This is a genomic window from Microbacterium sp. 18062, from assembly GCF_902706225.1.
In the GTDB taxonomy this organism is placed as follows: Bacteria; Actinomycetota; Actinomycetes; order Actinomycetales; family Microbacteriaceae; genus Microbacterium.
On record NZ_CACSKB010000063.1, the window covers coordinates 1 to 21077 of the forward strand.

Sequence of the window (21077 nt, forward strand, 5' to 3'; positions counted from 1 at the left end):
CGCGAGACAGCCCCCGCCGCCCCTTCACCCCCGCGCCGCGGGGGCGGAGCCTCCGGCGGCGTGGGCCCGGTCGGCCGCCGAGACAGTGGGTTCGTCCCGCAGCCTCGACGCGAAGATCCCGTCTCTCGGCCCAGGCGCCCGGCGAAAGGAGCTCGCATGAGCGACCAGACCTTCCATCTCCCCGACGTCGGGGAGGGGCTGACCGAGGCCGAGATCGTCTCCTGGCGGGTCGCGCCCGGAGACGAGGTCTCGGTGAACGACGTGCTCGTCGAGATCGAGACCGCGAAGTCGCTCGTCGAGCTGCCCTCGCCCTACTCCGGCGTCGTCGGCGACCTCCTCGTCCCCGAGGGCACGACGGTCGAGGTCGGCGCGGCGATCATCACGATCGCGGATGCGTCCGCTCCCGCCGAGAGCTCCGTCGCGAGCGCCGCTCCCGCCACGGCCGAGCCGGAGGGCGGCGGTTCGGTGCTCGTCGGATACGGCGCCGCCGGGCACGTGTCGTCGCGCCGGCGCAAGCCCGCCGAGCGGCCCGTCGCGGCATCCGTCGGGGTCGTCGCGAAGCCGCCGATCCGCAAGCTCGCCCGCGATCTGAACGTCGATCTCGCGTCTGTCACCCCCAGCGGCCCGGCGGGCGAGGTCACTCGCGACGACGTCGTGCGCCACGCCTCGCAGGCGAGCGTGTTCCGCAACATCGAGACACCGGAGTGGCCCGAGGTGCGCGAGGAGACGATCCCCGTCGCGGAGCCTGCCGCGGAGCCTGCATCCGGTGCGCCCGCGGCGTCGGATGCATCGGCGAACGGTGCGGACGGTGCGCGCGAGGAGTCCATCCCCGTGCGGGGCGTCCGCAAGGCGGTCGCCTCGAGCATGGTGCAGTCGGCGTACTCGTCTCCGCACGTGTCGGTGTGGACGGATGTCGACGCCACCCGCACGATGGAGCTCGTCAAGCGCCTGAAGGCCTCGCCGGACTTCGCCGACATCAAGGTGTCGCCTCTGCTGATCGTGGCCCGCGCGGTGATCTGGGCCGTCCGGCGCACGCCGATGGTGAACGCGGCGTGGATCGACGGGGAGGACGGGGCGCAGATCCGTCTGCACCACTACGTCAACCTCGGCATCGCCGCCGCGACGCCCCGCGGGCTGCTCGTCCCGAACATCAAGGACGCCCAGGACCTCAGCATGCGCGAGCTCGCCCGGGCGCTGGAGAAGCTCACGCTGACCGCGCGCGAGGGCAAGACCTCTCCCGCCGACCAGCAGAACGGCACCATCACGATCACGAACATCGGCGTGTTCGGGATGGATGCGGGCACCCCGATCATCAACCGCGGCGAGGCGGGCATCGTGGCGATGGGCACCATCCGCCAGAAGCCGTGGGTCGTCGACGGCGAGGTGCGTCCGCGCTGGGTGACGACGGTCGCCGGGTCGTTCGACCATCGCGTGATCGACGGCGACGGCATGAGCCGGTTCATCGCCGACGTCGCCGCGGTGCTGGAGGAGCCCGCCCTGCTCGTGGAGTAGGCCGCGCCGGCGTTCTGCGGTGGCGGTGGCGTCCTGGGGTGGCGTCTTTTCCTGCAGGGGCGCCACAATTTCTGTGGTGGCTGCTTCATCCTGTGGTGGTGCCGGGTTTTTCGGGGCCCTCGCAGGAAACAGGCGCCATGTCGTGGTGTGGCAGGCCTCGCTTGCGGGTGGGGCTACAGCGCCCCGCGTCGGCCGCACCATTCTGCGGTGGTGGTCTCTTCCTGCGGGGGCGCCACCATCCTGTCGTGGCGCCACAGGCCTGTGCTGGCGCCATCCGTTTCGGGCGCCATCACAGGACTGGAGCGCCGTCGCGGGGAACTGTCGCCATGACAGGAGGGATGCGGCCGCCGCCGCAGGCCGAGGCTCATCGGCATCACGGTACCGCCAATTTTGATAACGATTATCAGTAGTCATAGAATCGTCCCATGCCGAAGACCCGAAGCCTTATCGTCGCGCCCGCCCTCGCCGCGGCATCCGCCCTCGTCCTCGCCGGATGCGCGGGGAGCGGCGATGCCGCCGCCACCGACGACGCCGCGTTCACGATCGTCGCCTCGACGAACGTCTACGGGCAGATCGCCCAGGAGATCGCCGGAGACGCCGCCGAGGTCACCGCGATCATCACGTCGGCCGCGCAGGACCCGCACGGCTATGAGGCCACCGCCGCCGACCAGCTGACGGTGCAGAAGGCCGACCTCATCGTCGAGAACGGCGGCGGCTACGACGCGTTCATGGACGCGCTCATCGAGGCCAGCGGCTCCGAGGCCCCGGTCATCGTCGCCGCAGAGTACTCGCACGACTGGCCGGGCACCGAGGCCGACGAGCACACGACGGACGAGCTCGAGGAGAGCCCCCACGCCGAGGAGGAGCACGCGGACGACGACCACGAGCACACCCACATCGAGGGGTTCAACGAGCACGTCTGGTACGACCCGCACACGATCGAGCACGTCGCCGAGGCGATTGCCGACGAGCTCTCGGCCCAGCTTCCCGACAGCGCCGCCGACTTCGAGGCGAACGCGCAGGCCTTCGTCGACGAGATCGCCGCGCTCGAGTCGAGCCTCGCGGAGATCGACGCCGCGCACGCGGGCGAGCAGGTCTTCGCGACCGAGCCGGTGCCGGGCTACCTCATCGCCGGTGCCGGGCTCGTCGACGCGACGCCGTCCGCATTCAGCGAGGCCGTGGAGGAGGGCCAGGACGTCGCCCCCGCCACACTTCTCGAAGCGCTGGACGCGGTGCGCTCGGGCGACGTGCGGGTCGTCATCGCGAACGCGCAGACCGGCGGCGCCGAGACCAGCCAGGTTATCGACGCGGCCGGCGAGGCGGGCATTCCCGTGCTCGAGTTCTCGGAAACGCTCCCGGAGGGTCAGACTTACATCCAGTGGATGCAGCAGAACATCGAGGACCTCGCCGGGGCGCTCACGCCGTGACCCCGGGCGGGAGCCCGCTCGTCATCACGTCCGCCGCGCTTCGTCGCGGCGGACGTGACCTGTGGAGCGGGCTGGATCTCACCGTGGCCCCGGGCGAGCTGATCGCCGTGCTCGGACCGAGCGGGGCGGGCAAGACCACGCTGCTGCGTGCGATCCTCGGGCTCGACCGGTTGAGCTCGGGCCGCATCGAGGCGCTGGGCGAGCCGGTGCGCCGCGCCGGCAACCGCCGCATCGGCTACATCCCGCAGCAGCGTCCGCTTCCGCGCGACACCTCGATGCGCGGCCGCGACCTCGTCGCCCTGGGCGTGGACGGCCACCGCTTCGGCCTCCCCGTGCCGCGCCACGGCGACCGAGACCGGGTCGACGAGCTGGTCGTCGCCGTCGGCGCCGAGGGGTTCGCCGACCGGCCGGTCGGGATGCTTTCGGGCGGCGAGCAGCAGCGCCTGCGCGTCGGGCAGGCGCTGGCGGACGACCCGCGGCTGCTCCTGTGCGACGAGCCGCTGACGAGTCTCGACCTCGCGAACCAGCGGGCCGTCGTCGGCCTCATCGACCGTCACCGACGCGAGACGGATGCGGGCGTGCTGCTGGTCACGCACGACATCAACCCGGTCCTCAGCGCGGTGGACCGCATCCTGTACCTGGCGAACGGGGCCTTCACCCTCGGCACTCCGGACGAGGTGCTCGACTCGCGCGTGCTCAGCGACCTGTACGGGGCGCCCGTGCACGTGCTGCGGGCGGGCGGGCGGCTCGTGGTCGTCGGCGCGCCCGACGCCGAGGCGGCGCACCACCACCACGACGAGGTGCACGGGTGAACTGGGACGACATCGCGAACGCACTCTTCGGCGGCGCCGCGCAGTACGGGGAGATCCTCGCCCTGGTGCAGAACTCCGTGTGGGCCGGCGCCGTGCTCGGCGTGGTCGGCGGACTGATCGGCGTGTTCGTGATGCAGCGCGACATGGCGTTCGCGGTGCACGGCATCAGCGAGCTCTCCTTCGCCGGCGCCGCCGCCGCGCTGCTGCTCGGCTTCGACGTCGTGACGGGGTCCATCGTCGGCTCGGTGATCGCGGCCGGGCTGATCGGATGGCTCGGCGCCCGCGCCCGCGATCGCAACTCGATCATCGGCGTGCTGATGCCGTTCGGCCTGGGCCTCGGCATCCTGTTCCTCTCGCTCTACAACGGCCGGAGCGCCAATCGGTTCAGCCTGCTCACGGGTCAGATCGTGTCGGTGCAGTCGGGCCAGCTCGGCGTGCTCGTGGTCATCAGCGCGATCGTGCTCGTCGGGCTGCTCGTGATCTGGCGTCCGCTGCGCTTCGATTCGCTCGACCCTCAGTCCGCGGCCGCGCGCGGGGTGCCGACCGGCTGGATCTCGCTCGGGTTCATGCTGCTGCTCGGCCTCATCGTGGCGGTCGCCGTGCACATCATCGGGGCTCTCCTCGTGATGGCGCTGCTGGTGACGCCCGCCGCCGCGGCCATGCGCGTGTCGACGGGACCCGTCGCGGTGCCGCTGCTCGCGGCGCTGTTCGGCGTGGTCTCGGCGGTCGGCGGCATCCTGCTCGCGATCGCGGGCACGCTGCCGGTGAGCCCGTACATCACCACGATCTCGTTCGTGATCTACCTCGTCTGCCGTCTGGTCGGCGCGCGCCGCGACCGAGTGACCCGTGCCGCCTGAGCGCACCCCCGGCCCGCTGCCAGGCGCCGACGGTAGACTCCCGGCCATGGCTCAGCGCAACACGTGGCAGCGCGAGCGCGTCCGTGAGGCACTGTCCGACGCGCAGGGCTTCGTCAGCGCCCAGTCGCTGCACGCCCGGCTGCGCGACGAGAACACCGGCATCGGCCTCGCCACCGTCTACCGCGCCCTCGCCGGGCTCGCGGCGGAGGGCAACGCGGACTCCCTGCAGAGCCCCGAGGGCGAGAACCTCTATCGCGCGTGCGTGACGAGCGGGCACCACCACCACCTGATCTGCCGCTCGTGCGGGCTGACGATCGAGATCGAGGCGTCCGAGGTCGAGCAGTGGGCCCAGCGCACCGCGGCGGCGAACGGCTTCACCGAGGCCGAGCACATCGTGGACATCTTCGGTCTGTGCACCCCGTGCGCGACGGCGCGGGCGAGAGAGCGTGTCGCGGACTAGTCCGGACCGCGTGCGCATACCCGCGACGGTGCGGATCCGCCCGCGCGGCAGCCGGACGCTCATCGCCCTCGGGATCGGCATCCTCGCCGTCACCGCCCTGATGCTCGTCGACGTCCTCGCGCCGGGTCTTCTGCCTGGCGACGTGCCGACCCGGCTGCAGGACGGCGTCACCCTGGCCCTCAGCGTGCTGATCGAGTCGCTGCCGTTCGTCGCGCTCGGCGTCGTGCTCTCGATCCTCGTCCAGGTCTGGGTGCCGCCGGGCCTGCTGGAACGATGGATGCCGCGGCGCGCGTGGGCCCGGCGGGCCGTGCTGTCGCTGCTCGGGATGGTGATCCCGGTCTGCGAGTGCGGCAACGTCCCGTTCGCGCGCGGGCTCCTCATGCGCGGGTTCACGGTGCCCGAGACGCTCACGTTCCTCATCGCGGCGCCGATCGTGAACCCGATCGTGATCATCACCACGCACCAGGCCTTCGGGTTCAGCGACGGCATCCTCGTGGCCCGTCTCCTCGGCGGCTACGCGGTCGCCAACCTCATCGGCTGGCTGTACAGCCGCCATCCGTCGCCCGATGCGCTGCTCACCGACCGGTTCCGCGACGCATGCCTGATCGTCGCCGACGAGCCGGGAGGCCGCGGCCGCCGCAGCCTCGCCCAGTTCATCGTGGAGCTGCGCGCCGTGATGCCGGCGCTCGTGATCGGTTCGGCGCTCGCCGGCGCCGTGCAGGTGCTGGTGCCGCGCGACGCCTTGCTCGCGATCGGCTCGAACCCGGTGCTCTCGATCGTCGCGATGATGACGCTCGCGATCGTCGTGGCCATCTGCTCGAACGTCGACGCGTTCTTCGCCCTGTCGTTCGCCTCGACCTTCACACCCGGGTCGCTCGTCGCGTTCCTCGTGACGGGGCCGCTCGTCGACGTGAAGATGATCGCGCTCCTGCGCACGACCTTCACGACCCGCGCGCTCGTCGGCATCGTCGCGATCGTGCTGCTGTTCTCCTTCGCACTCGGAGCGGCGGTGAACCTCCTTGTCTAGGACCCGCTGGATCGGACACCGCTGGCTCGGCGTGGGGCTGGCCGCATCCGTCGCCGTCATCACGGTCGTGCTCGCCGCGACCGGGCGCATCGCGCTCTACATCAACCCCGAGTCGGCTTGGTTCGCGGTCGGGATGTCGATCGTCGTGCTGGTCGGCACGGTGCTGAGCTTCCTCGTGCCGCTCGGCGGCGAGGCCGATCACGGGCACGACCACGGCGGTGCGCGCGGGCACGATCATGCAGACGGTCACGAGCACGGCGCGGCCCGCCGGGCAGCACCGCTGACGCCGTCCCGCGTCGCGACGGTCGCCGGGGGAGTCCTGGCGTCGGGCATCGTGCTGGGGATGCTGGTGCTGCCGCCGGCGTCCCTGTCGGCAGAGCTCGCCGCATCCCGCGACGTCGGCGCCCCTCCGCTGTTCGCCGGATCGGATGCGGTGACCCTCGCCGCCAGCGGCGACACCTCGACGTTCGGGGTGGGCGACTGGGCGAGCGTGTTCGCCACCGCGACGAACCCGGAGGCCTTCGACGGCGACGCCGTGACGCTGACCGGCTTCGTCAGCGCGGATGCGGACGGCGGGTTCGACTTGTCGCGCCTGGTGATCACGCATTGCGTCATCGACGCGCAGCCGGCGAGCCTCACGATCACGAGCGATCGGCGCGCGCCGGCCACCGGGCAGTGGGTCGAGATCACGGGGGTCGTGCGCAGCTCGACCTCCGGCGAGCTCGCGATCGTCGCGAGCGAGGTCACACCGATCGACGAGCCCGGGGACCCGTATGAGTACTGAGGGCTCGTCCGGCTCTCGTCGGATGAGGCGAATCGGCCGGGACGAGGACGCCTCGGCGTCGGATCCCCTCGCCTCGGCCGATTCCCCTCGCGCCGAGCGCCGCGCCGCGCCCGACGGCCCCTCGCGGCGGGAGCAGGCGAAGCGCCGTCGTGGCCACGGCTACCTGCTGTCGTTCGGCATCGTGCTGGCCGCTCTCGCCCTGGTCGGCGCCGCGGCGGGTCTGGTCGGCGCCGTGCAGGGACCGCGCGTGACCGCGGTGCAGTTCGATCCCGAGGCGGCGGTGTCGACGACCGGTTCGCGTCTGATCCTCACCACGAGCCAGTCGCTCGCCGACATCGACTCGGCGCAGGTGACCGTGACACCTGCCGCCGAGGTCTCGGTCGAGACCTCGGGGCGGAGCGTCGGCATCCGGTTCGCGCTGCCGCTGCGCGACGACACGGACTACACCGTCACGGTCGAGGGGGTGACCGGCGTCGGGTCGAGCACGAGCTCGACGCTCACCCAGACCTTCCGCACGCCCGCGCTCGAGGTGTACCTGCTGCAGCGCGGCGACGACGGGGACACGGTGTTCCGCACGGGGCTCGACGGCGAGGACGCGGTGCCCGTCTTCACGCATCCGCACATCGAGGACTTCCGGGCGACCGCGCAGCACCTCGTGATGTCGGTGCAGGACGACGACGGCGCGCCCCAGCTGATCGTGACCGACGCCGACGGCCAGGGCGCGCGCACGCTGCCCCTCCCGGGCGACGGCCCGGTGCAGGACCTGCAGACCGCCGACCGCGGCGAGGCGATCGGCTACACGTACACCGACCCCGACATGACGGCGCCCGGAGCGCAGGCGAGCGTGCTCTACATCGCTTCGCTGAAGGCGGCGGACTCGGATGCGGAGCCCACGCGCATCGATGTCGCGGGCGCGCCGGCGAGTGCGGCGCAGTGGCGGTTCGTGCCCGAGACCGACAGCCTGCTGCTGCTGACGTTCGAGGGCAGGATGCTGCTCACCGCCGCCGGAGGCGCCGATCCGGTCGACCTCGGATCGGCGGCGCAGCTCGAGGGGATCGCGCGGGGCTCGACGACCGCGGTCGTGCTGCGGGCCGACGGTCTCTACGACGTCGATCTCACCGATGGCAGCGAGACGCCCCTGGTGGCCGCGACCGGGGCGAGCGGCTATCTCGGCGGCATCGTGCCGATGGCCGGCGGCGAGTCGCTGCGGCAGTACACCGCCTCGGCGGATGAGTCGAGCGAGGGCGGTACGACGATCTACCGCGTCGCCGAGGACGGCGCTGCGGAGCCGGTCTTCTCGGTGCAGGGCACGGCGGCGCTGCTGCAGACGTGCGTGTCGCCGTCGGGGCGGTATGCCGCGGTGCTCGTGCAGCCGGATGCGGTGGCCAATCCTTACGACACGTCCTACGACCTGCCGCTGCCCGAGCGCGTCGAGACGCACATCATCGACCTCGACGATGCGGGCGCGGAGGTGTCGAGCCTCGACGCCTTCGCCATCTCGTGGTGTCAGGTGCCGCTGCGATGAGCCGTGCCGACGGCGTCGACCGTGCGCCTGCCGGGGCACCGCCGATGAGCGCCCACGTCGCCGCGACCCGCGAGGCACTCGCACCGACGCCGCTGCAGGTCGCGCCGCGGCTGCTCGACGCGCGGCTGGAGACGGTCGTCGGCGGGGAGCGCGTGGTCGTCCGCATCACCGAGGTCGAGGCGTACCACGGCGCCGGCACCGGGGATGTCCCGGACCCCGGCTCGCACGCGCGGATGGGGCGCACGGCCCGCAATGCCACGATGTGGGGCGAGCCCGGGCATCTCTACGTGTACCTCAGCCACGGCATCCACTCGTGCGTGAACGTGGTGTGCGGGCCGGACGGCGTGGCCGGCGGGGTGCTGCTTCGCGGCGGCGAGGTGGTCGAGGGGGCGGATGCGGCCCTCCGCCGCCGAGCTGAGCGCGGTGTCGTGCGCACGCCGCGGGATGTCGCGCGCGGACCCGGACGGCTCGGCGACGCCTCGGGCCTGCGGCATCCGGTGCACGACGGCATCGACGCGGTGACCGGCGCCGAGCATGCAGGGGCCGTCGCGCGACTGTTCCTGCCGGCCGAGCCGGTCGGCCCGTACGCCTCCGGGCCGCGGGTCGGGGTGGCGGGTGTCGCGGGCACGGCCGCGTTCCCCTGGCGGTTCTGGATCCCCGGCGACCCCACGGTCTCGCCGTTCCGGTGGGGGCGCGGCGCCGGCCCGGTCTGACGGGGTGACGGTGCACGTCGAGAACAGGAGATATCCGCTGCACGGGACGTTCGTCGGTCTCTCGTCCTGTGCAGCGGATATCTCCTGTGCGGATGCGGCAGCCTCGACGCGATCCGGCCGCCAGGGTGCGGAGTAGCCGAGGCGAGGCCCCTCACGGGGCCTGCGCCGCATTCCTCGCTCACCTGCCCTGGATTCAGGCCGCACCGCCCGTCTCGCGTGGGAGGGTGTGTCAGCGCAGCGCGCGAACGGCGGTGAAGGCGCCCCGGATCGCTCGCATCCGCTTCTCGTAGCGTGCGGCGAGGAAGATCAGCGCCGCACCGCCCAGTCCCAGCCAGAGCCACCAGACGGCGACGTATGCGGCGGCGATCCAGGGCCAGAGCTGTGCCACGGCGTGCACGAGCAGCGTGGCCGACCCGAGCACGAGGGGCGCCTGCAGGCGGCCGACGGCCCCGACGATCACGAGCGCGAGCGCGACGACGCCCAGACCGACGATGCGCCAGAGCTCGGCGTCGTCGGCGAGGTCGTACGCGAGCGACGGCAGCATGAGCAGGCCGAGCCAGGGGCCGAGCGCCGGCCACGAGCGCAGCTGCGGGTCCGACCGCATCCGCAAGGCGCCGACCGCGGCACCGACGAGGGCCGGCGGCACCGTCACCGCCTCGGCCGGGCCGGTTCCGGACAGCACCGCGACGACCGCGGCGGACACGCCGAGAATCGCCGCGACGATGAGCGGGACGACGCCGAGACGTGCGCGCCACCCCCATCCGGCCGCGCCGCCGAGGCTCAGCACTGTCATGGTCAGCAGCATCCGCCACGGCGCGAGGTCGCCGTGGACCAGCGCGAGCTCGGCGACGGCGAACACGAGGAGCGCCCCCGACAGCAGGACGCCGCCCGCGAGGCCGACCACGCGCGCGGAGGACGCGCGGAGCGCGACGACCACGATCGCCGCGACGATCGCGAGCCCGGCGGACGACCACAGCTCGGGCTCCGCGCTCGCCGCCCCCGCGGACTGTGCGACGACGTGCGCGCCCCGCACCCCGGCGGCGATGCTCGCCGTCAATCCGCCGCCGACGGCGAGGACCGCGGCGAAACCGAACCATCGCGGCGACCCGAGCAGCGTCGCCGCACCGATCCCGACCAGCCCGCCCCCGACCGTCGCGATGACGGTCGGGGGCAGATCGCCGTCGAGGCGCAGCGCCACCGTGAGGACGACGAACGTCGTGCCTGCTGCGGCGACGAGGGGCGGCACCGGATCGCGGTCGCGTGTGCTCGTGCGGACGAGTCCCGCGGCGACCGCGATCGCGCCCACGCCGGCGACGACCGCCGCGAGCTCCGGGAGCGCGTCGACGGCGCCCGTCGACCGTGCGGCGACCGCGAGCGCGACGGCGGTGAGCACGATGGCGGACGGGCTTCTCAGCCTTGCCACGTCGGGGACGGGCACGTGCACGAGCGCCAGCGCGGCCACGAGGGTGAGGCCGATGACCAGCCAGACGCGCAGCGGGTCGGCCGGGGCGACGATGCTCGGAACGGTCGCGACCGCGAGACCGGTGAGCCACACCATCCGCTCGACGGCCGCTGATCGCTCCGGGCGTCGCGCCGCGAGGGCGGCACCGCCCAGCAGCGTCAACCCGAGCGGAACGCTCACGATCTCGACCTCGTCCACCACACCCGAGACCGCGAACACCGCGCTCGCGACCACGCCGACGCCCGCGGCCGTCCACCGCAGGGGCGCGTCGAGCGGGATGCGGCCCTGCGCCGCGGCGGAGAGGTGCAGGCCGAGCGCGACGACGAGAGTGCCCGCCGCGACCGCGAGGTCGTCGCGGAACAGGGCGGTGACGATGGCGGTGAGGCCCGTGATCGCGAGGGCCACCGGCGGCGCGATATGGCCGAAGCGAAGGCCCGCCGCATTCCAGAGATCCACTTCGGTCTGCGGCAGATCGTTCCGCGCGGCTTGGCGCACGGGGCGCACGAGGCCCGCCGCGCAGACCAACGTGACGGCCATCGTCGCTGCGAGCCAGAGGCCGTCGCCCGGCTCTCCGGACAGGGCGCGTCCGGTCGCGACGATCGTGAGCGCCGCGAGCGAGACGCTCGCACCGACGATCGCGACGGGGACGACGCGGCGCACGGGGGTGACGGTCAGGGCGATTCCGGCGCCCGCGGCGAGCAGCGCGACGATGCCGCCCCGGAGGCCCGCATCGGGCCACGCGACGAGAGCGAGCGTGCCCAGACCCAGCGTGAACCCGAGGCCGGTGGCAAGGGCCGACTCGGGCAGGCGGCGCAGCCACACGAGCAGTCCGGCGAACAGCACGAGACCCGCGGCGGGACCGACGACGTACGCCTCGACAGCGGCCGTCGGCCAGGTGCTGTCCAGCCAGAGCCAGAGCGCGGCGGTCAGGGCGCCGAAGAGCGGCCATGCCAGCAGTCGGCGGGGCGCCTGGGCGAGCGGCGCTCCCGGCGCCCTCGTCGCAGGGAAGCCGGCGACGGTCGTCGGACCGGGCGCGGCCCAGCCCCGCGTCGCCGACGCGCCCGCGATGCCGACGCCGATGACGGCCAGAAGCGCCCCCCGGAGCTCGGGCAAGATCGGCGCGCCCACGGCGAGTGCGACCACGGCGAGCGTGGCGACGAGCGCGCCCAGGTCGACGGCGAGACGGGTGCGTGCCGAGGCCGCGTCGGTGCGCCGAGCGCCGACGACGGCTGCCGCCAAGACGAACACGGCGGCGGTGGCGGCGAGGACGAGGGGCTCTCCCCTCACGTCGACGGCACCGGATGCGGTCTGCACGATCGCGTGCGCCGTGGCGACGCCGAGGGGCGCCACGAGTGCGGCGGCGGCGAGCGCGGGCCCCGCCGCGATGCGCGTGCGCCCGATCGCCACGACGCCGAAGGCCAGCAGGAGAAGGATGCCGCGCGGAATCCCGAGCGCGGGCTCGAGCAGCCCTGCGCGCGCGAGCTCCGACGTACCGGCGCCGGCGCCGGCGCCCACCCCGACCGCAGCCGCCGCGACCGCGGCCAGAGCGAGTGCGGTGCGACTCGCGCCGTCCACGCGCAGCGCTGTCGCCGCCCCGATCGTCGCGAGCGCGACCCACTGCATCAGCACGAACACGACGCTGGTCCCGCCACCGGGCCCGACGACCTCGCCTGCTTCGACGACCGAGGCGAGAGCGCCGGGCGCCACGACCGCGGAGACGACGAGCCCGCCCACCGGTGCGAGCGCGAACGCGACGGCGGCGGCGCCGGTCGCGCGGCTCGCCATCCGTTGTCCGATCGGCAGCAGCACGGCGATCGCGATCGCGACGAGCCACAGCCAGGGCGCGGCGATGCCCGCGAGGTAGGCCGTTCCCGCTCCGACCAGCCCGGCGGCGATCCAGCCGCGCCGCGCCGAGGTGCGTCGAAGCGCCACGAGCGACGCCGCCGCGACGAGGGCGCCCGTGACGACGATCGCCAGGGGCACCGCGGTGCGCGCGATCGCCGAGAGCAGCAGCAGCGCCGCGATCACGGGCAGCACCTCGCGCACCACGGGGCGACGCAGGGTCGGCGCGACGAACAGCAGGGGCGCGACGATCAGCGCGGCGGTCACGGCGAGCAGGGGAGCGGTGAGGTCGGTGAGAGGTGTGGCGACCGCATCCGTCCGCCACGGGATCCAGTCGCCGCTGATAGCGAGAAGGGCGAACCCGGACCAGGACATCAGCACGGCGGCGATCGAGAGCACGCCGACGATGCCCGCCGTGAGCGCCGCGGGAGCGAGCCACGGGACGCGTGCCCGCGCGCGGTCCAGCGCGACGGCGACGACCGCCGCGGCGAGGGGTGCGATCAGGGCGACGAAGGCCACGCTGTCGCCCCGGGCCGTGAGCTGCCACCCGATCGTGGCGGCGATGAACGCGGCGATGCTCGCCGATGTCGCTCGCAGCACCCCGGCGGCGGGCAGCTCGGCGACGTCGCGCGGTCGCAGCAGCACGGCGTGCGCCGCGCCGAGCACCGTGACGCCGACGGTGAGCCAGATCAGGGTGCCGATCCCGGTGGTCGCGAGCACGCCGACGCCCGCGGCGAGGGCGAGCGCTGCGACGCCGGCGGCGGCGAGCACCACACGCTCCGCGGCGGCGTCGGGCCGTCGTCGGGCGGCCGACCACGGCGCGGGCAGCGCGTGCACGAGTCCGCCGGCGGCCGCGCCGAGGAACCCCGCGGTGATCGCCTCGCCCGGGCCGAGGGCGAGTCCGCCGCCGATCAGCAGCCCGAGCCCGGCGGGCAGGGCGACGGCCGCCGTGAGATCGGGCGCGCGCAGACGTGAGAGTCCGGCCCATACGCGGCACAGCACCGCGACGACGAGTGCGGACGCACCCGCCCACACCGCGGGTTGGGAGGCACCGCTGCCGAGCAGATCGTTGGCGCGCACCGCCCAGGCGTCGAGGCCGAGCAGCACCACGCCCAGCACCGCGATGCCCTCCGCCGTCGCGGTGAGTCCGCGGCGGCGCAGCTGCGATGCCGCCGCGATCGTCGCGAGGGTCACGACCCCGACGATGACGGCGCGCAGCGCGATGCCCGCGACGAACCAGGCCAGCAGCACGAAGAAGATCGCGGCGATGCCGACGAGGGACACGCCGACGATCAGGAGCAGAACCGGAACGGTCAGCCGTCGCCGCGTGCGCTCGGCGACGGCCGGCGCGGTGGCGCCCGCCGGTCCCCGGGCCGGCGCTCCGACGGGTGAGAGCCCCGCTGCCCGCGGGTCGCGCTCGATCGGGGTGGCAGCGGATGCGGCGCGATCGTGGAGGGTGAGGCCCGGGTCCGGCACGGCCGACTCCGATGCCGCGCCGGCGGGCGCCACGGCGGGCGGCGGCACGGGAGGCATCGCGGGTCGAGGCGGGATCGGCGCAGCGGCGGCCGGCCCGATGGCCGCCGCATCCGTCTCCGCCGCGTTCTGCTCGCGTGGTCCTGCTGCTGCTGCCGCCGCCGTTGCCGGTGCCGGTGCCGCCGCGCTCGTGCGCACGCCGATGATGATCGCCTGACGCTCCTGCTCGGCGACGAGCATGGCGCGCCCGATCTCGAGCACCTGCGCCAGACGCGGGTCCGCGAGGTGCAGGCCGCATCCCGTGCACACCGGCTGCGACACGATGTGGAAGCAGGCCGGGCAGCGATGGGCATCGGCGAGGTCGGCGGGCGAGGCCGGCCAACGGCCTGCGCCGTCACGGGTGTCGGTCATCTGGTCCCCCGGTCAGCGTCGATGGGGTTCGCGCCCCGGGCTCATCGTGCCATCGCCGGGCGGTCGCCGTCGGACCGCAACGCGAAGGTGTGGACAGAGCGTCAGCCGGATTCGTGCGTGTGGACGGGTCAGCGCCCTCGGCCGAGCCGCATCCGCGTCGGCGGCGCGTCAAGGCGACACGCGGAGGGATGCTAGACTGATCGCTTGTCTGCGCGCACTCCAGCGCGCAGTACGTGCCCCTCCCTCTCCTCCAGGTCGGAAACGACCCGGTGAGAGCTGGGCGCAGACAAGGGATCTTGGGTGGAGCCGTCCGGCTTCACGGTACAGAAGGAGACATCACCATGGCAGCAGTGTGCCAGGTGACTGGAGCGGTTCCCGGCTTCGGTCACAACATCTCGCACTCGCACCGCCGGACGAAGCGCCGCTTCGACCCGAACGTGCAGAAGAAGACCTACTTCGTCCCGTCGCTGGGTCGCAACATCAAGCTCAACGTCTCGGCGAAGGGCATCAAGGTCATTGACGCGCGCGGCATCGAGTCCGTCGTCAAGGACCTCCTCGCGAAGGGTGTGAAGCTCTAATGGCGAAGAAGGCTCAGGACGTCCGTCCGATCATCAAGCTGCGCTCGACCGCCGGCACGGGGTACACCTACGTGACGCGCAAGAACCGCCGCAACAACCCCGACCGCATCACGCTGAAGAAGTACGACCCGGTCGTCCGCAAGCACGTCGAATTCCGAGAGGAGCGCTGATCCATGGCCAAGAAGAGCAAGATCGCGCGCAACGAGCAGCGCAAGGTGGTCGTCGACCGCTACGCCGCCAAGCGCGCCGAGCTGAAGAAGGCGCTCGTCGCCCCGACCTCGACCGACGAGGAGCGCGAGGCCGCTCGCGTCGGCCTGCAGAAGCTGCCCCGGAACGCTTCGCCGGTCCGCCTGCGCTCGCGTGACGTCATCGACGGCCGCCCCCGCGGTGTGCTGACGAAGTTCGGCATCTCGCGTGTGCGCTTCCGCGACATGGCGCACCGTGGCGAACTGCCCGGCGTGACCAAGTCCAGCTGGTAAGCACCCGCATCCGCCGAAAGGCCCGGAGTTCCGCACGGAACCCCGGGCCTTTCGCCGTGTCCGGCGGGGATCCGGTCCGGCCCCGGCCCCGGCTCATGGCCCGCGAGACTGCAAGGGAGCGCCGAGACCGTGGGGTAACCCCGCTGTCTCGGCGCCCACGTGCAGTCTCGCGGTTCGGGGGCGGCTCGCGGTGGGCGCGTGGCGCGTGGGGGCGGACGGAGGGTCTCGGAGAGGGGTCGGATGGGGGCGGCATCCGCCGGATCCGTGCCTCTGGGCGCGCTTCTGACGAGACACGCCGTCACGAACGGAGGAAAAACCCCGTAAATCCGCGGATTCGCGGGGAACGTGGGTATATTCGTGCACGGTCGATCCGACCAACCGAGGGTTTCTCCCTCGGGCCGAAGTCAAGCAGCGGCGATCCTCGCCGCCTGGAGGACAACCACATGGCCGACAAGTCCATCACCAAGACCGAGCTCGTCGCGAGCATCGCCAGCGCCACGGGCCAGAGCCAGTCCGCCGTGTCGAGCGTGCTCGACTCCCTCTTCTCCACGGTCTCCGAGGCCGTCGCCAAGGGCTCGAAGGTCTCGATCCCCGGCTGGATCGCGTTCGAGCAGGTCGAGACCTCGGCTCGCACCGGCCGCAACCCCCAGACCGGTGCGGAGATCCAGATCCCCGCCGGCAAGCGCGTCAAGGTCACCGCGGGTTCGAAGCTGAAGGCCGCCGTCAAGTAATCGACGTACGACCCTCGAAGGGGGATGCCGTCACGGCATCCCCCTTCTGCGTTCCCGCCTAGGCTGGAGCGGTGATCCCCACGTCCCCTCCACACGGCGCGGACGCGCCGCGCGGAGCCTCCGGACGCGTGGGCCCACCCACGTCCCCTCCACACGGCGCGGACGCGCCGCGCGGAGCCTCCGGACGCGTGGGCCCGAGCCGCATCCTCCGCTTCGCGGGCCCGGCGGTCCTCGTCCTCGCGGCGTTCGCGGCGCTCGTGGCCACCCTCCTCTACGGGGGCGGCGCAGCCCCCCTGGTCATCGCCGACGCGGGTCCCGTCGTGCGCTGGGGCCTGCCGGTCGCGAAGCTCGTCGTGAACCTGTCCGCGGCGGGCATGGTCGGCGCCCTCGTGCTGGCGCTGTTCGCCCTGAAGCCCGACGACCGGGCGTTCGAGATCGCCCTCGACACCGCATCCGTCTCGGCCGCCGTGTTCACCCTGGCCTCGGCCGTCACGGGGTTCTTCACCTTCGTCAACGTCTTCAACGCCGCACCGAGCGCGGACGCTCTCTTCGGTCAACAGCTCGGCAGATTCCTCGTCGAGGTGGAGCTCGGTCGCACCTGGCTCATCACCACGGTCGCCGGCGCCGCCCTGACCGTGCTCGTCTTCGCGGTGCGCGCGTGGACCACGACGTTCCTCGTCGCGATCCTCGCGGCGGCCGCTCTCGTGCCGATGGGCACGCAGGGGCACTCGGGCGATCTGGCGGGCCACGACACCGCCATGGTCTCGCTCGTGATCCACATCATCGCCGCGGCGGTGTGGCTGGGGGGACTCCTCCTGCTGGTCGTCGTCCGGCCTGCGGTGGAGCGGCGGGCGATGATCGACGTGCTCCTCCGGTACTCGAGCATCGCGCTGGCCGCATTCGTCGTCGTCGCGATCTCGGGCACCGTGCGCGCCACCGTGGCGCTCGGGTCGCTACCGGCACTCCTCACGCCCTACGGCGGAATCCTCGTCGTGAAGATCGTGGCGCTGGTGGGTCTCGGGCTGCTGGGCGCCTGGTACCGGCTGCGGCTCATCGGCCGGATGGCGGCGGATGCGGCATCCCGCCGCTTCTGGACGCTCATCGTCCTCGAGCTCGCCCTGATGGGAGTCGCGAGCGGCGCGGCCGCGGCCCTGGCCCGCACCGCGCCGCCCACGGACGCCACCGCGCCGACCGTGCGGACGCCCGCCGAGTACCTCACCGACTCGCCGGTGCCCCCCGAGCTCACGGTCGACCGCTGGTTCACCTCGTGGGACATCGACCTCATCTGGGCGTTCGTGGTCGGGTTCGGCCTCTTCTTCTACCTCGCCGGCGTCTGGCGGATGCGGCGCCGCGGCGACCGCTGGCCCCTCTACCGCACGATCCTCTGGGTGCTGGGGATGCTGCTGCTGCTCTGGGTCACCTGCGGTCCGGTGAACGCCTATCAGGACTACCTGTTCAGCGTGCACATGCTCGGCCACATGCTGTTGACGATGGCGATCCCGCTGCTGCTCGTGCCGGGCTCGCCCGTGACGCTGGCGCTCCGGGCCATCCGCAAGCGCGACGACGGCACGCGGGGCGGGCGCGAGTGGATCCTCTGGGCCGTGCACACGCCGTTCTCCAAGGTCGTGACGCACCCGGTCTTCGCCGCGGCGAACTTCGTCGCCTCGCTCTGGATCTTCTACTACACCGATCTCTTCCGCTGGTCGCTGTACGACCATCTGGGGCACGAGTGGATGGTCGTGCACTTCCTGGTCACGGGGTACCTGTTCGTGCTCTCGCTCATCGGCATCGACCCGGTGCCGTACCGCTTCCCGCACGCGTTCCGGCTGCTCACCCTCGGCGTCGTGATCGCCATCCACGCGTTCTTCGGCGTCGCGATCATGATGCAGACGGGCCTGTTCGCCGCCGAATGGTTCGGGTCGATGGGGCGCACCTGGGGCCCCACTCCCCTCGAGGACCAGTACATCGGGGGTGGCGCCGCCTGGTCGATCGGAGAGATCCCCGCCCTCATCCTCGGCATCACGGTCGCGATCCAGTGGAGTCGCAGCGACGAGCGGATGCAGCGCAGCAGCGACCGCCAGGCCGACCGGACGAACGACGCCGAGCTCGAGGAGTACAACGCCCGTCTCGCGGCGCTCGCGGAGAGGGACGCCCGCGCGAACCGCTGACCCGAAAGTCTCCCCGCCCCGGTTCTGTTGAACAGGCGCATTGCCTGGACTTTCCCCACCCCACGGAGCGCCCCGCAGGGGCCCTGAGCAGCTGATGCGAGATCTCCCCGGAGGGGGAGATCTCGCATCCTTCGCCGGTCGTCAGCAAGCCAGTCCACTGACCCGACTCCCCTCATCTCGACTGCGACTGCGACTGCGACTGCGACTGCGGCGGAGGAGGGCGGAGAGCGGAGGCAGGCGCCCGACCGCGCTCAGCCGAGGTCGGAGCCGCCGAGCCGGATGGAGGCCGTGCCGTCGGGCAGCACGTCGATCGTGCCGTTGACGAGGAACGGCACATCCTCGGCCACGTCGTGGAGCGTGCCGTCGTAGAGAGAGCGGATCTCGAGATCGATGTGGGCGGCCGCCTCGGTGTCGGGGATGCGCCATCCGGCGCCGTCGGGAACGATCGAGATCTCGGGCTGCTGCACGATCGTCCACGTGGGCAGCTCCTCGACCCGGTTGCGCACGACGAACCCGAAGGGGCATCCGGTCGGCTGCAGCACCTGCTGCGTCGTGCACGCCGTGAGGAACTCCTCCACGCGCTCCTGCACGACCGACACGAACTCCTCCGTCGGCTCGGCCTGCAGCTGCACGGGGACGTTGACCATGGGCGCATCGGCGAGCACGGCGGTGCCGGGAGTCGCCGAGATCGCCGTCTTCACCGAGATCGAGTACAGGCCGGGCGAGAACACCAGCATCGAGACGGGGGCGACGGGGTCCGCATCCACTCCGTCGGGGGAGACCTGCCGCTTGTCGAGCAGGAATGAGTTGACGTCGAAGCTCATCGAGCCGAGGACCGTGAGGTTCATCACCGCGAGCGGGCTCTGCGCGAACCGCCAGGTCGGAGCGACGCCGAGCAGTCCGTTCGAGGCGACCCGGAAGGTCGTCGTGCCCGCGTGTCCGCCGGCGATGTACTGGGCCTTCACGATCGTCGTGTCGCCGTCCTGCACCTCGCTGACGATGGTGGCGTCGGTGAGCGAGCCGAGGGCGGCACTGCGCAGGAGGGCGTCGGATGCGGTCGGGGGCAGGCCCGCGGCAGAGAGCTCCGCGCCGTCGAGGGCCACGCCGGGCATCGCGAGGGCGTCGGACGCACGCCCGGACTCGAGCATCGTGAGATACCGCAGCACGAACGCGGAAGGGCTGTAGAACTCGCGGTACAGGGCGCCCGCGCCGGCGCCGAGAGCGGCCAGCAGCAGCACGCCGATGACCGCGAGGATGCTGAGATCGACCGCCAGGCGCGGACGACGTCGTCCACCCCCGCCCACGGACACATCACCCACCCGTCCAGTGTAGGAAACCTCTCCGCGAGAACCCGGGGAGTTGCGATCCGGCGGAACGCGGGTGTGGAAGACGCGGTGCGCCGCATCCTCCCGCCTAGCATGGGTCTGGTGAACACCCCCGCCCTCTCCGCAGAGCAGGAGGCGCTGTTCCGGCTCATCGAGGAGACCCGGGAGCACGTGTTCGTCACGGGCCGCGCGGGCACCGGCAAGTCCACGCTGCTGCAGCACCTGGCCCGGCACACCGCCAAGACGATCGCGGTGTGCGCGCCGACCGGCGTCGCGGCGCTGAACGTCGAGGGACAGACGATCCACTCCCTGTTCAAGCTGCCGATCGGGCTCATCGCGAACAGCGAGCTCGACCAGTCCGACGCGACCCGCAGGATCCTCAACGCCATCGACACGCTCGTCATCGACGAGATCTCGATGGTCAACGCCGATCTGATGGACGGCATCGACCGGTCGCTCCGTCAGGCGCGCCGCAAGAGGTCGGAGCCCTTCGGCGGCGTGCAGGTCATCATGTTCGGCGACCCGTACCAGCTCGCGCCCGTGCCGCCGCGGGGCGACGAGCTGAGGTACGTGAACGACCACTACCGATCGTTCTGGTTCTTCGACGCGCACGTCTGGGCGGGCGAGGCGAGCGGCGACGGACTGGTCGACCTCGGCCGACACGGCGCGGAGCTGCACGTCCGCGAGCTGCGCGACATCCACCGCCAGGCCGATCCCGGGTTCAAGGCCCTGCTGAACGCCGTGCGTCACGGCCAGGTGACGGCCGACATGGCGAAGATCCTGAACGACACGGGAGCGAGGCGCCCGCCCGAGGCCACCGCCGACGAGCCGCCGATCATCACCCTCGCCACCCGCAACGACCGGGTGAACGCCATCAACCGGCGGCACCTCGAAGCTCTCCCCGGGCGCATGCAGACGGCGCGCGCCGAGATCAGCGGGGACTTCGGGCGGGGCGAGTCGAACCATCCTGCGGATGCGGAGCTGCAGCTGAAGGTCGGCGCGCAGGTGATGTTCCTGCGCAACGACATCCAGCCCTACGGAGAGGGACCGCGCTGGGTGAACGGCACGATCGGCACGGTGGTGAGGATCACCGGCGGCTCGGTGCGTGTCGAGATCGACGGCCGCGACCACGACGTCGAGCCGGCCGTGTGGGAGAGGTTCCGGTACGCGTACCATCCGTCGACCCGCTCGCTGAGCCGCGAGATCGTCGCCGAGTTCACCCAGTTCCCGCTGCGCCTGGCCTGGGCCGTGACGATCCACAAGTCGCAGGGCAAGACATACGAGCGCGCCATCGTCGACATGGGTTCGGGCGCCTTCGCGCCCGGGCAGACCTATGTGGCGCTGTCACGCCTCACCTCGCTCGACGGGCTGTATCTCTCACGACCGCTCCGCCCCTCCGACGTGCGCGTCGACCCCGACGTGGAGCGGTTCATGCGCAGCGCCCGAGGCGCCGCATCCTGATCCCCCGCCGCCCCGCCGCCCGCCCCGAGT

At 72.5% G+C, this 21077-nt stretch carries 17 protein-coding genes; 15 read left to right on the top strand and 2 right to left on the bottom strand.

The window, feature by feature from the left end:
* The first annotated feature begins 156 nt into the window (after nt 1-156).
* The 9 genes from GVL03_RS16945 (at nt 157) to GVL03_RS16985 (ending at nt 9117) form a co-directional block, all read left to right on the top strand.
* The gene (locus GVL03_RS16945) at nt 157-1512 is read left to right on the top strand and encodes a dihydrolipoamide acetyltransferase family protein (protein ID WP_159502191.1); all 1356 of its coding nucleotides are present in this window, start codon (nt 157-159) and stop codon (nt 1510-1512) included.
* 425 nt (nt 1513-1937) lie between these two features.
* The gene (locus GVL03_RS16950; protein ID WP_159502192.1) at nt 1938-2939 is read left to right on the top strand and encodes a metal ABC transporter solute-binding protein, Zn/Mn family; all 1002 of its coding nucleotides are present in this window, start codon (nt 1938-1940) and stop codon (nt 2937-2939) included.
* A complete protein-coding gene (locus tag GVL03_RS16955; RefSeq protein WP_159502193.1) occupies nt 2936-3751 on the top strand; it encodes a metal ABC transporter ATP-binding protein in 816 nt (271 codons plus the stop codon). Before GVL03_RS16950 ends, GVL03_RS16955 begins: the two co-directional genes overlap by 4 nt.
* Nucleotides 3748-4608, top strand: a complete 861-nt coding sequence (locus tag GVL03_RS16960; protein ID WP_159502194.1) for a metal ABC transporter permease — start codon at nt 3748-3750, stop codon at nt 4606-4608. Before GVL03_RS16955 ends, GVL03_RS16960 begins: the two co-directional genes overlap by 4 nt.
* Nucleotides 4609-4654: 46 nt before the next feature.
* A complete protein-coding gene (locus GVL03_RS16965) occupies nt 4655-5068 on the top strand; it encodes a Fur family transcriptional regulator (protein WP_159502195.1) in 414 nt (137 codons plus the stop codon).
* Nucleotides 5069-5168: 100 nt separating this feature from the next.
* Nucleotides 5169-6095 carry a permease gene (locus GVL03_RS16970; RefSeq protein WP_159502201.1) on the top strand — a complete coding sequence of 309 codons (927 nt, stop codon included), beginning with the start codon at nt 5169-5171 and terminating at the stop codon, nt 6093-6095.
* Nucleotides 6088-6879 (top strand): TIGR03943 family protein, encoded by a 792-nt coding sequence (locus GVL03_RS16975; protein ID WP_200847218.1) that lies wholly within the window; start codon nt 6088-6090, stop codon nt 6877-6879. Before GVL03_RS16970 ends, GVL03_RS16975 begins: the two co-directional genes overlap by 8 nt.
* Before the next feature lie 22 nt (nt 6880-6901).
* Nucleotides 6902-8404 carry a hypothetical protein gene (locus tag GVL03_RS16980; RefSeq protein ID WP_235038210.1) on the top strand — a complete coding sequence of 501 codons (1503 nt, stop codon included), beginning with the start codon at nt 6902-6904 and terminating at the stop codon, nt 8402-8404.
* Nucleotides 8405-8448: 44 nt separating this feature from the next.
* Nucleotides 8449-9117, top strand: a complete 669-nt coding sequence (locus GVL03_RS16985) for a DNA-3-methyladenine glycosylase (RefSeq protein ID WP_159502203.1) — start codon at nt 8449-8451, stop codon at nt 9115-9117.
* Between the two features lie 229 nt (nt 9118-9346).
* Here the strand turns inward: GVL03_RS16985 and GVL03_RS16990 are convergent, their stop codons facing one another.
* Nucleotides 9347-14305, bottom strand: coding sequence for an SCO7613 C-terminal domain-containing membrane protein (locus GVL03_RS16990; RefSeq protein WP_159502196.1), 4959 nt, complete (start codon nt 14303-14305; stop codon nt 9347-9349).
* Nucleotides 14306-14646: 341 nt separating this feature from the next.
* Between GVL03_RS16990 and rpmB the strand changes: the two genes are divergently transcribed.
* The 5 genes from rpmB to GVL03_RS17015 all read left to right on the top strand — a co-directional run bounded on the left by rpmB (nt 14647) and on the right by GVL03_RS17015 (nt 18261).
* The gene (rpmB, locus tag GVL03_RS16995) at nt 14647-14883 is read left to right on the top strand and encodes a 50S ribosomal protein L28 (RefSeq protein ID WP_019180468.1); all 237 of its coding nucleotides are present in this window, start codon (nt 14647-14649) and stop codon (nt 14881-14883) included.
* A complete protein-coding gene (rpmG, locus tag GVL03_RS17000) occupies nt 14883-15053 on the top strand; it encodes a 50S ribosomal protein L33 (RefSeq protein WP_159502197.1) in 171 nt (56 codons plus the stop codon). Before rpmB ends, rpmG begins: the two co-directional genes overlap by 1 nt.
* A 3-nt stretch (nt 15054-15056) precedes the next feature.
* On the top strand, nt 15057-15362 hold the full coding sequence (gene rpsN, locus GVL03_RS17005) for a 30S ribosomal protein S14 (protein WP_159502198.1): 306 nt from the start codon (nt 15057-15059) through the stop codon (nt 15360-15362).
* A gap of 443 nt (nt 15363-15805) precedes the next feature.
* Complete coding sequence (locus tag GVL03_RS17010) at nt 15806-16093, top strand: HU family DNA-binding protein (RefSeq protein ID WP_047543944.1); 288 nt, start codon at nt 15806-15808, stop codon at nt 16091-16093.
* Nucleotides 16094-16281: 188 nt separating this feature from the next.
* Nucleotides 16282-18261: a cytochrome c oxidase assembly protein gene (locus GVL03_RS17015; RefSeq protein ID WP_159502199.1), complete on the top strand. Its 1980-nt coding sequence runs from the start codon at nt 16282-16284 to the stop codon at nt 18259-18261.
* Between the two features lie 251 nt (nt 18262-18512).
* Here GVL03_RS17015 and GVL03_RS17020 read toward each other — a convergent pair whose 3' ends face one another.
* Nucleotides 18513-19580: a hypothetical protein gene (locus GVL03_RS17020; RefSeq protein WP_235038211.1), complete on the bottom strand. Its 1068-nt coding sequence runs from the start codon at nt 19578-19580 to the stop codon at nt 18513-18515.
* A 108-nt stretch (nt 19581-19688) separates the two neighbouring features.
* Between GVL03_RS17020 and GVL03_RS17025 the strand changes: the two genes are divergently transcribed.
* A complete protein-coding gene (locus tag GVL03_RS17025) occupies nt 19689-21047 on the top strand; it encodes an ATP-dependent RecD-like DNA helicase (RefSeq protein ID WP_200847219.1) in 1359 nt (452 codons plus the stop codon).
* The last annotated feature ends 30 nt before the right edge of the window (nt 21048-21077 follow it).

Excerpts from the sequence above, each read along its gene's own strand:
- GVL03_RS16945 (WP_159502191.1), top strand. The coding sequence starts at position 157 with ATGAGCGACCAGACCTTCCATCTCCCCGACGTCGGGGAGGGGCTGACC.
- GVL03_RS16950 (WP_159502192.1), top strand. The coding sequence starts at position 1,938 with ATGCCGAAGACCCGAAGCCTTATCGTCGCGCCCGCCCTCGCCGCGGCA.
- GVL03_RS16965 (WP_159502195.1), top strand. The coding sequence starts at position 4,655 with ATGGCTCAGCGCAACACGTGGCAGCGCGAGCGCGTCCGTGAGGCACTG.
- GVL03_RS16970 (WP_159502201.1), top strand. The coding sequence starts at position 5,169 with ATGCTCGTCGACGTCCTCGCGCCGGGTCTTCTGCCTGGCGACGTGCCG.
- GVL03_RS16980 (WP_235038210.1), top strand. The coding sequence starts at position 6,902 with ATGAGGCGAATCGGCCGGGACGAGGACGCCTCGGCGTCGGATCCCCTC.
- GVL03_RS16985 (WP_159502203.1), top strand. The coding sequence starts at position 8,449 with ATGAGCGCCCACGTCGCCGCGACCCGCGAGGCACTCGCACCGACGCCG.
- GVL03_RS16990 (WP_159502196.1), bottom strand. The coding sequence starts at position 14,305 with ATGACCGACACCCGTGACGGCGCAGGCCGTTGGCCGGCCTCGCCCGCC.
- rpmB (WP_019180468.1), top strand. The coding sequence starts at position 14,647 with ATGGCAGCAGTGTGCCAGGTGACTGGAGCGGTTCCCGGCTTCGGTCAC.
- rpmG (WP_159502197.1), top strand. The coding sequence starts at position 14,883 with ATGGCGAAGAAGGCTCAGGACGTCCGTCCGATCATCAAGCTGCGCTCG.
- rpsN (WP_159502198.1), top strand. The coding sequence starts at position 15,057 with ATGGCCAAGAAGAGCAAGATCGCGCGCAACGAGCAGCGCAAGGTGGTC.
- GVL03_RS17010 (WP_047543944.1), top strand. The coding sequence starts at position 15,806 with ATGGCCGACAAGTCCATCACCAAGACCGAGCTCGTCGCGAGCATCGCC.